Origin of the sequence: Colwellia chukchiensis (assembly GCF_002104455.1) — a bacterium.
In the GTDB taxonomy this organism is placed as follows: Bacteria; Pseudomonadota; Gammaproteobacteria; order Enterobacterales; family Alteromonadaceae; genus Cognaticolwellia; species Cognaticolwellia chukchiensis.
On the sequence record NZ_NBOC01000029.1, the window covers coordinates 1 to 10,170 of the forward strand.

Consider the following 10,170-nt stretch of genomic DNA (forward strand, 5'->3'; position numbering starts at 1 on the left):
CGAAATAACAAGGCCGATAGTGGATGATTAGGCTCCAAGCTGAAAGTAAACCACCTCCGCAGCCATTTATTGGTGTGGTCTACAGAGGATTATGTCTTTTTAGAGGGGAAAATCCCTAGAACCCCACCTTGAGACAGAACGCGCCTTGGTCAGAATCCCAGTCGCTGGGCGGGTTTGCGCCTACGCTCTTGACCCCCACGAGGTCTGGAAAGGGTACGACAACGCCAAAGAATACGCGGCCTTCGTGACCAAGACGCTGGTCAACAAGGACGGCGATATTAAGCGCCGGATCATGTCGATGTTTAGCCCAGAGGAACGCCCAGACGACAGGGAGTGACGGGCACTGGCTGGCAATGTCTAGCAACGGCAGGCATTTCGGCTGAGGGTAAAAGAACTTTCCGCTAAGCGATAGACTGTATGTAAACACAGTATTGCAAGGACGCGGAACATGCCTCATGTGGCGGCCAGGACGGCCAGCCGGGATCGGGATACTGGTCGTTACCAGAGCCACCGACCCGAGCAAACCCTTCTCTATCAGATCGTTGACGAGTATTACCCGGCATTCGCTGCGCTTATGGCAGAGCAGGGAAAGGAATTGCCGGGCTATGTGCAACGGGAATTTGAAGAATTTCTCCAATGCGGGCGGCTGGAGCATGGCTTTCTACGGGTTCGCTGCGAGTCTTGCCACGCCGAGCACCTGGTCGCTTTCAGCTGTAAGCGTCGCGGTTTCTGCCCGAGCTGTGGGGCGCGGCGGATGGCCGAAAGTGCCGCCTTGCTGGTTGATGAAGTACTGCCTGAACAACCCATGCGTCAGTGGGTGTTGAGCTTCCCGTTTCAGCTGCGTTTCCTGTTTGCCAGCCGGCCCGAGATCATGGGGTGGGTGCTGGGCATCGTTTACCGCGTCATTGCCACGCACCTGGTCAAGAAAGCGGGCCATACCCACCAAGTGGCCAAGACGGGCGCGGTCACCCTGATCCAGCGTTTTGGATCGGCGCTCAATCTGAATGTTCACTTCCACATGCTGTTTCTCGACGGTGTGTATGTCGAGCAATCCCACGGCTCAGCGCGTTTCCGCTGGGTCAAGGCGCCGACCAGCCCAGAGCTCACCCAGCTGACGCACACCATCGCCCACCGGGTGGGTCGCTATCTGGAACGGCAAGGCCTGCTGGAACGGGATGTCGAAAACAGCTATCTGGCCTCGGATGCGGTGGATGACGACCCGATGACACCCCTGCTGGGGCACTCGATCACTTACCGTATCGCTGTCGGTTCACAGGCGGGGCGAAAGGTGTTCACTTTGCAAACTCTGCCGACCAGTGGTGATCCGTTCGGTGACGGGATTGGCAAGGTAGCCGGGTCCAGCCTGCACGCCGGCGTGGCGGCCAGGGCCGATGAACGCAAGAAGCTCGAACGGCTGTGCCGGTACATCAGCCGCCCGGCGGTATCCGAGAAGCGGCTGTCGTTAACACGAGGCGGCAACGTGCGCTACCAGCTCAAGACGCCGTACCGGGACGGCACCACGCACGTCATTTTCGAACCATTGGATTTCATTGCAAGGCTGGCCGCCCTGGTACCGAAGCCCAGAGTCAACCTAACCCGCTTCCACGGGGTGTTCGCACCCAACAGTCGGCACCGGGCGTTGGTCACGCCGGCAAAACGGGGCAGGGGCAACAAGGTCAGGGTGGCTGATGAACCGGCAACACCAGCACAACGGCGAGCGTCGATGACATGGGCGCAACGGCTCAAGCGTGTTTTCAATATCGACATCGAGACCTGCAGCGGCTGCGGCGGCGCCATGAAAGTCATCGCCTGCATTGAAGACCCTATAGTGATCAAGCAGATCCTTGATCACCTGAAGCACAAAGCCGAAACCAGCGGGACCAGGGCGTTACCCGAAAGCCGGGCGCCACCGGCTGAGCTGCTCCTGGGTCTGTTTGACTGACGAGCCTGAAGGCCAACGATACCAATCAAAATGCTGCGTTCACAGCGCCGCGGCAGGGATCCGCCGTGCTGGTTGTCGGAAAAGGAGCCGCTAGTGGGAAAGAGGAGGGTAAATTTTCAGCGTTGCTGGCTCCCCGTCAGCCGGATTGGGTTGCATCGCAGGGGTGTCGAAAGAGTCAACTGCGGTCCAAAGCTGTTGGACTTGGGTGAAAAGGGCGTTTATTCTTCCTATACGTGCCGCGTTCCAGGCGGCGACTATGAGGGCTATGTCGATGCCCATGTGCGCCGGCTGGAGGCGCTACGCCGGGCCGGTATCGTCGAGCGGATCGACGCCGACCAATGGCGCATCCCCGATGATCTGGTCAGCCGTGCCGCCGCCCATGACGCCGGCCGAGACAGTCAGGCCAGCGTTCGCGTCCTTTCCCCGGTCGATCTGAACAAACAGATCGGATCGGACGGCGCGACCTGGCTGGACCGGCGGCTGATCCACGGCGAGACGGCCGACCTTGCGCCAACCGGCTTCGGGCAACAAGTCCGCGAAGCCATGGACCAGCGCCGCGAGCACCATATCGAACAGGGCGACGCCACCCGCAGCCGGGACAGCCGCGTCTTCTACCGGCGCAACCTTCTCGCCATCCTGCGGGAGCGCGAGGTAGCCGGCGTCGGATCGGATATGGCTTTGAGTAAGGGCCTGCCGTTCCGCGCCGCCACGGACGGCGAGAGCGTCAGCGGCAAGTTTACCGGAACCGTGCATCTATCGAGCGGCAAGTTCGCCGTGGTCGAGAAATCCCATGAGTTCACCCTTGTCCCGTGGCGGCCGATCATCGACCGCCAACTCGGCCGCGAGGTTATGGGCATCGTGCAGGGCGGGTCGGTGTCGTGGCAGTTAGGGCGGCAGAGGGGGCTGGAACGCTGAGTGCGCCCATGCCGCATTGCGAAGCAAAAGATAATCGGATAAAATGTAGCAATTCATATTCGTAAGCGTGGAGTAATCAGATGGGAAATTCCAAGTCAGCAGACAAGTAAGCCGCAACAACCAGTATTGTTGTTGCGGCGCTCTGTAAGGCTAGTCTCATCTGATTGCTGACGAGCAGACGTCGCCCGGTATTCCTTAATCGAGGGTTGATTCGTCATGACCACCACACGCCCCGCGTGGGCCTATACGCTGCCGGCAGCACTGCTGCTGATGGCTCCTTTCGACATCCTCGCTTCACTGGCGATGGATATTTATCTCCCTGTCGTTCCAGCGATGCCCGGCATCCTGAACACGACGCCCGCTATGATCCAACTCACGTTGAGCCTCTATATGGTGATGCTCGGCGTGGGCCAGGTGATTTTTGGTCCGCTCTCAGACAGAATCGGGCGACGGCCAATTCTACTTGCGGGCGCAACGGCTTTCGTCATTGCGTCTCTGGGAGCAGCTTGGTCTTCAACTGCACCGGCCTTTGTCGCTTTCCGTCTACTTCAAGCAGTGGGCGCGTCGGCCATGCTGGTGGCGACGTTCGCGACGGTTCGCGACGTTTATGCCAACCGTCCTGAGGGTGTCGTCATCTACGGCCTTTTCAGTTCGATGCTGGCGTTCGTGCCTGCGCTCGGCCCTATCGCCGGAGCATTGATCGGCGAGTTCTTGGGATGGCAGGCGATATTCATTACTTTGGCTATACTGGCGATGCTCGCACTCCTAAATGCGGGTTTCAGGTGGCACGAAACCCGCCCTCTGGATCAAGTCAAGACGCGCCGATCTGTCTTGCCGATCTTCGCGAGTCCGGCTTTTTGGGTTTACACTGTCGGCTTTAGCGCCGGTATGGGCACCTTCTTCGTCTTCTTCTCGACGGCTCCCCGTGTGCTCATAGGCCAAGCGGAATATTCCGAGATCGGATTCAGCTTTGCCTTCGCCACTGTCGCGCTTGTAATGATCGTGACAACCCGTTTCGCGAAGTCCTTTGTCGCCAGATGGGGCATCGCAGGATGCGTGGCGCGTGGGATGGCGTTGCTTGTTTGCGGAGCGGTCCTGTTGGGGATCGGCGAACTTTACGGCTCGCCGTCATTCCTCACCTTCATCCTACCGATGTGGGTTGTCGCGGTCGGTATTGTCTTCACGGTGTCCGTTACCGCGAACGGCGCTTTGGCAGAGTTCGACGACATCGCGGGATCAGCGGTCGCGTTCTACTTCTGCGTTCAAAGCCTGATAGTCAGCATTGTCGGGACATTGGCGGTGGCACTTTTAAACGGTGACACAGCGTGGCCCGTGATCTGTTACGCCACGGCGATGGCGGTACTGGTTTCGTTGGGGCTGGTGCTCCTTCGGCTCCGTGGGGCTGCCACCGAGAAGTCGCCAGTCGTCTAACCGACGACTGGTAGCAGGCCCGCTCCGATGCGGCGCACTAACCATCGAAACCTCGTGAATGTCGGTATCCTGTCTGGCAGGATACCGCTCATTTCCCTTGTTCAGTTCATCGCCGTCGCCGAGCATCTGAATTTTCGGCATGCGGCCAAGGCACTTGGTATCAGCCAGTCGAGCGTCAGCGCGCGTGTGAAAGCGCTGGAGGATAACCTTGGTGTCCTGCTATTTGAGCGCCATGCGCGGGGCGTTCGGCTAACAGACGCAGGCAGGCACTTCATGGAGCGTGTCACGGCGGGTGTCGATCAACTCGATCACGCAGTGAAGACCGCGGAGTGACGGGCACTGGCTGGCAATGTCTAGCAACGGCAGGCATTTCGGCTGAGGGTAAAAGAACTTTCCGCTAAGCGATAGACTGTATGTAAACACAGTATTGCAAGGACGCGGAACATGCCTCATGTGGCGGCCAGGACGGCCAGCCGGGATCGGGATACTGGTCGTTACCAGAGCCACCGACCCGAGCAAACCCTTCTCTATCAGATCGTTGACGAGTATTACCCGGCATTCGCTGCGCTTATGGCAGAGCAGGGAAAGGAATTGCCGGGCTATGTGCAACGGGAATTTGAAGAATTTCTCCAATGCGGGCGGCTGGAGCATGGCTTTCTACGGGTTCGCTGCGAGTCTTGCCACGCCGAGCACCTGGTCGCTTTCAGCTGTAAGCGTCGCGGTTTCTGCCCGAGCTGTGGGGCGCGGCGGATGGCCGAAAGTGCCGCCTTGCTGGTTGATGAAGTACTGCCTGAACAACCCATGCGTCAGTGGGTGTTGAGCTTCCCGTTTCAGCTGCGTTTCCTGTTTGCCAGCCGGCCCGAGATCATGGGGTGGGTGCTGGGCATCGTTTACCGCGTCATTGCCACGCACCTGGTCAAGAAAGCGGGCCATACCCACCAAGTGGCCAAGACGGGCGCGGTCACCCTGATCCAGCGTTTTGGATCGGCGCTCAATCTGAATGTTCACTTCCACATGCTGTTTCTCGACGGTGTGTATGTCGAGCAATCCCACGGCTCAGCGCGTTTCCGCTGGGTCAAGGCGCCGACCAGCCCAGAGCTCACCCAGCTGACGCACACCATCGCCCACCGGGTGGGTCGCTATCTGGAACGGCAAGGCCTGCTGGAACGGGATGTCGAAAACAGCTATCTGGCCTCGGATGCGGTGGATGACGACCCGATGACACCCCTGCTGGGGCACTCGATCACTTACCGTATCGCTGTCGGTTCACAGGCGGGGCGAAAGGTGTTCACTTTGCAAACTCTGCCGACCAGTGGTGATCCGTTCGGTGACGGGATTGGCAAGGTAGCCGGGTCCAGCCTGCACGCCGGCGTGGCGGCCAGGGCCGATGAACGCAAGAAGCTCGAACGGCTGTGCCGGTACATCAGCCGCCCGGCGGTATCCGAGAAGCGGCTGTCGTTAACACGAGGCGGCAACGTGCGCTACCAGCTCAAGACGCCGTACCGGGACGGCACCACGCACGTCATTTTCGAACCATTGGATTTCATTGCAAGGCTGGCCGCCCTGGTACCGAAGCCCAGAGTCAACCTAACCCGCTTCCACGGGGTGTTCGCACCCAACAGTCGGCACCGGGCGTTGGTCACGCCGGCAAAACGGGGCAGGGGCAACAAGGTCAGGGTGGCTGATGAACCGGCAACACCAGCACAACGGCGAGCGTCGATGACATGGGCGCAACGGCTCAAGCGTGTTTTCAATATCGACATCGAGACCTGCAGCGGCTGCGGCGGCGCCATGAAAGTCATCGCCTGCATTGAAGACCCTATAGTGATCAAGCAGATCCTTGATCACCTGAAGCACAAAGCCGAAACCAGCGGGACCAGGGCGTTACCCGAAAGCCGGGCGCCACCGGCTGAGCTGCTCCTGGGTCTGTTTGACTGACGAGCCTGAAGGCCAACGATACCAATCAAAATGCTGCGTTCACAGCGCCGCGGCAGGGATCCGCCGTGCTGGTTGTCGGAAAAGGAGCCGCTAGTGGGAAAGAGGAGGGTAAATTTTCAGCGTTGCTGGCTCCCCGTCAGCCGGATTGGGTTGCATCGCAGGGGTGTCGAAAGAGTCAACTGCGGTCCAAAGCTGTTGGACTTGGGTGAAAAGGGCGTTTATTCTTCCTATACGTTGACCCGATTAAGGTGTCAGCCCCTACTAAAAAAAATCTACTCAACACCTAACTGTAATTTTGCAGAACTAAGATGAATTTCATCTTGTGTTTCTAAAGCAAAATATCCATAAGCTAGAGGTGCGGCAGCAGCTCGTTCAACTGCTTGTTCAAACAGTTTATCCCATACTTCTCCACCTTGTTTTTCGTATGCCGCAATTAAATTTTTCAGACTTTCTTCACCGAAAACAGTAACGTGACCTGAAAAATCTTGTGCTATATCGCTGACTTGTGCAGTTGACCAATCAATAATTCCACAAACTTCTCCATTATGATGAGTAAGTGTATGACCTGCATACAAATCACCGTGAATGAATTTTGTAAAATTCGGCCATAAGGCATCATTATCCAGCCATTTTTGGTACCGAAGTTCTAATTCGGCATTTATCCCTAATTCAGATTTCACCAAAATCAATCTTTCAGAAATCTCATTTCTAACCTGTTCAGGTGTCAAAATTTTTAGATTATTACGAAGTACTTCTTCCGTAGGAATTGAATGAAGTTCTATAAGTGCTTTCGCTAATGATGGTATATAAAGGTCGTTTTCTTTAGACATATTCCAGGTTACTTCATAAGTCTCCGCATCATAAGTAAGTGCAGGTTTTCCATCGAGCAAAGGATAGGCTACCAGTTTTTCATTAGCTATACGCCAATCAGGAACTTGAACCGAAAGGTATTTCGACACCAATTGAAGAATGCGTTTCTCATTCGCAATCTGTTCGCCTAAGGTTGTTCTTCTTGGAATACGCAACAACCACTTTGTGCCATCCCTATCTGTAGCGAAACCAACCTTAAAATCAATTCCCATTTCATTAAAACTCATTTCATCCGAAAGAATTAACCCATTTCTTTCCGCTAATTTTTGAATATCTCTATTTTTCATTTTTTTAAATATTTTTGATTTTACCTAATTGCATTAAGTTGCGAGTGCTAAACGAAAGAATACCCACAAGGATTGCCAAACAACCGCTTATGATAAACGTAATGTTTACACCAATAACTTCTGCAATCAGGCCTGTGAATAATAAACCGATTACACTTGGCAAAACTGCCAAACTATAATAAAGTGAAAATACACGTCCTAATTTTTCAGGACTTACCTCTGTTTGTACAATTGCTGTAAAACAGCCATTGAAAACAGACAGGCTGATACCGCCAATGGCTGTTACCATCACAAATCCTACAAACCAACTTGCAGGTAACACACCACTCAAAATAAATGTAAGTCCCAATAATACATACATAACATTGACTGCGACTACTTTTGAGCCTTTCAATTTGAAAATACTCAGGATGACACCGCCAATAAGCATACCTCCGCCCCAAACCACTTCTACAATTCCTATCTCCCATTTTCCTCCTGCAAAATGCCCTGTTGTGAGCAACGGAAACATAATGGCAGCTGGCATTATAACAAAGGTTATCGCCATTGCATAAAGAAAAAGATAACGCAAACCTTTGTTTTTTGAAACAGTCTGAAACCCTTCCGAAAATTCTGTAGCAATAGAATGTGCAGACGATTTTGACTTCGCAACCACATTGGGAATTTTCACCATCACGAGTGAAAGAATAGCCAGCAATGCTCCAATCAAATCCAAGTACAATACTTTTGAAATAGGAAGATAAGCAATGGCTAATGTGCCAATGGCAGGACCACCAATACTGCAAACCGAATGTAACACCTGATTAATTCCTGCTACCTTTATCAATTCATTTTGGGGTACAATCAGCGGAGCAATTGCCTGTAGTGCCGGAGCGTGAAAAGCATTACCAACAGAGCGTAAACCCAATAAAATGTATATCCATATAAGATTAACATTTTCATTTTGTAAAATGACGAGTAACAAAAGGGCACAGAGAGCTATAAAAGCATCCGAAAAAATCATTACATATTTACGATTGAGACGGTCAACATATACACCTGCTATTAAGCCTATCAATGCTTGAGGCAACATAGCTGCTATTCCTGCGTAGGCTAAAACTTCGGCTGACTTGTACTCCAGACTAAGCCATATAACAATAGCAAACTGAACAGCATAACTTGTAAGCATTGAAGCAAACTGTCCAGCCCATATAAACATATAGGTCTTAAACCATTTACGGTTTTCCATAAAAACTTGATTAAATTATACAACAAAATAATTGTAGCATAATACTAATAGAGTACTATACCATAAAAGTGGGTTTTGAAGAGAATTACCCTAATAATTATTTAATCCAAGGCTTTGCCACGTGTTGTATACTTTTTGGAAGTGAAGCCACAAAAGTACAAATTATTATCTCAAAAAATAAGCTATTTTATCAAAATTAAGCCCAGCAGCTAACATGAACTCGGGTCGCCCTCAAAGGGGACATGCCTGCTGAACCGCGAATATAGAGAAATATCCCGAATGTGCAGTTAACGAATTCTTGCGGTTTCTTTCAGCGCCGCCAATACCGCCAGCCCGTCGCGCAAGGGGCGCGGCTCGTGTGTGCGGATGAAGTCAGCTCCACCTGCGGCGGCGGCAAGCTCTGCAGCGAGTGTCGCGGCCCCGACATCCCCCGGACCACGGCCTGTGAGCGCGCGCAGAAAGGATTTGCGCGAAACAGACAGAAGCACCGGCAAATCGAAGCGCAGCCGCAATTCATCGAACCGCGCCAGCACCGAGAGCGAGGTTTCGGGAGCAGCCCCCAGAAAAAACCCCATGCCGGGATCAAGGACAAGGCGGTTGCGTTTGATACCGGCACCCGTCAGCGCCGCGATGCGCGCGTCAAAGAACGCCGCAATGTGATCCATGATGTCGCCAGCGGGTGCCTCGCGCCGATCTGCCTGCCCGTCTTGCACCGAATGCATAACGACGAGTTTGGCAGATGATTTCGCCAATTGCGGATAGAACGCAGCGTCTGGAAAACCGCGAATATCATTGAGATAGGCCACACCACGCGACAAGGCATAGGCTTGCGTCGCGGGTTGATAACTGTCGAGCGAGACGGGAATGCCATCTGCCTTGAGCGCGTCCAGCACCGGCGCGATACGCGCGATTTCTGTGTCGGACGAAACAGGCGCGGCGTCGGGATTGCTGGATGCCGGACCGAGGTCGATCACATCTGCCCCCTCGGCCATCAGCTTACGCGCCTGCGCAATGGCTGCGTCTGGCGCCAGATACCGGCCTCCATCGGAGAAACTGTCCGAGGTTATGTTGACGATGCCGAAAATGATGAGCGATTTATTCATGGGGGCTTCTATAATAATAATAATCGAGCATGAGTCTCATACGGATGCTCGGGTCGAAAGGGAATCCCCAGGCGAGTAACCTGTTTGCGGTGATCCATTAGCTGCAGGAGCAGAATAGCATACATCTGGAAGCAAAGCCAGGAAAGCGGCCTATGGAGCTGTGCGGCAGCGCTCAGTAGGCAATTTTTCAAAATATTGTTAAGCCTTTTCTGAGCATGGTATTTTTCATGGTATTACCAATTAGCAGGAAAATAAGCCATTGAATATAAAAGATAAAAATGTCTTGTTTACAATAGAGTGGGATACAGACACGCTTGATATGTTTGGAGATGGGGTTCTAGGGATTTTCCCCTCTAAAAAGACTTAATCCTCTGTAGACCACACCAATAAATGGCTGCGGAGGTGGGTTACTACTTATAAGTGTGGCAAATTAGGTAAATATCGTACATTTAATAC

Annotated in this window: 8 protein-coding genes; 5 read left to right on the forward strand and 3 right to left on the reverse strand. The window is 53.4% G+C overall.

Features of this window, described 5'->3' with window-relative positions; genetic code table 11:
• The first annotated feature begins 448 nt into the window (after positions 1-448).
• The 5 genes from B6K83_RS17740 to B6K83_RS17760 all read left to right on the forward strand — a co-directional run bounded on the left by B6K83_RS17740 (position 449) and on the right by B6K83_RS17760 (position 6,226).
• Positions 449-1,942: an IS91-like element ISCR2 family transposase gene (locus B6K83_RS17740; RefSeq protein WP_001120888.1), complete on the forward strand. Its 1,494-nt coding sequence runs from the start codon at positions 449-451 to the stop codon at positions 1,940-1,942.
• A 30-nt stretch (positions 1,943-1,972) separates the two neighbouring features.
• A complete protein-coding gene (locus tag B6K83_RS18615; protein ID WP_001447541.1) occupies positions 1,973-2,857 on the forward strand; it encodes a DUF3363 domain-containing protein in 885 nt (294 codons plus the stop codon).
• 216 nt (positions 2,858-3,073) lie between these two features.
• A complete protein-coding gene (gene floR / locus B6K83_RS17750; protein ID WP_000214119.1) occupies positions 3,074-4,288 on the forward strand; it encodes a chloramphenicol/florfenicol efflux MFS transporter FloR in 1,215 nt (404 codons plus the stop codon).
• 54 nt (positions 4,289-4,342) lie between these two features.
• Positions 4,343-4,621, forward strand: a complete 279-nt coding sequence (locus tag B6K83_RS17755) for a LysR family transcriptional regulator (protein WP_001100557.1) — start codon at positions 4,343-4,345, stop codon at positions 4,619-4,621.
• Positions 4,622-4,732: 111 nt separating this feature from the next.
• On the forward strand, positions 4,733-6,226 hold the full coding sequence (locus tag B6K83_RS17760) for an IS91-like element ISCR2 family transposase (protein WP_001120888.1): 1,494 nt from the start codon (positions 4,733-4,735) through the stop codon (positions 6,224-6,226).
• A gap of 272 nt (positions 6,227-6,498) precedes the next feature.
• Here the strand turns inward: B6K83_RS17760 and B6K83_RS17770 are convergent, their stop codons facing one another.
• From B6K83_RS17770 to sul2, 3 genes are all read right to left on the reverse strand, one after another.
• Positions 6,499-7,383, reverse strand: a complete 885-nt coding sequence (locus B6K83_RS17770) for an Mph(G) family macrolide 2'-phosphotransferase (RefSeq protein WP_014386803.1) — start codon at positions 7,381-7,383, stop codon at positions 6,499-6,501.
• A 4-nt stretch (positions 7,384-7,387) separates the two neighbouring features.
• Positions 7,388-8,611 carry a macrolide efflux MFS transporter Mef(C) gene (gene mef(C), locus B6K83_RS17775; RefSeq protein ID WP_085286200.1) on the reverse strand — a complete coding sequence of 408 codons (1,224 nt, stop codon included), beginning with the start codon at positions 8,609-8,611 and terminating at the stop codon, positions 7,388-7,390.
• Positions 8,612-8,898: 287 nt separating this feature from the next.
• The gene (gene sul2 / locus B6K83_RS17780) at positions 8,899-9,714 is read right to left on the reverse strand and encodes a sulfonamide-resistant dihydropteroate synthase Sul2 (protein WP_001043260.1); all 816 of its coding nucleotides are present in this window, start codon (positions 9,712-9,714) and stop codon (positions 8,899-8,901) included.
• Positions 9,715-10,170 lie beyond the last annotated feature (456 nt).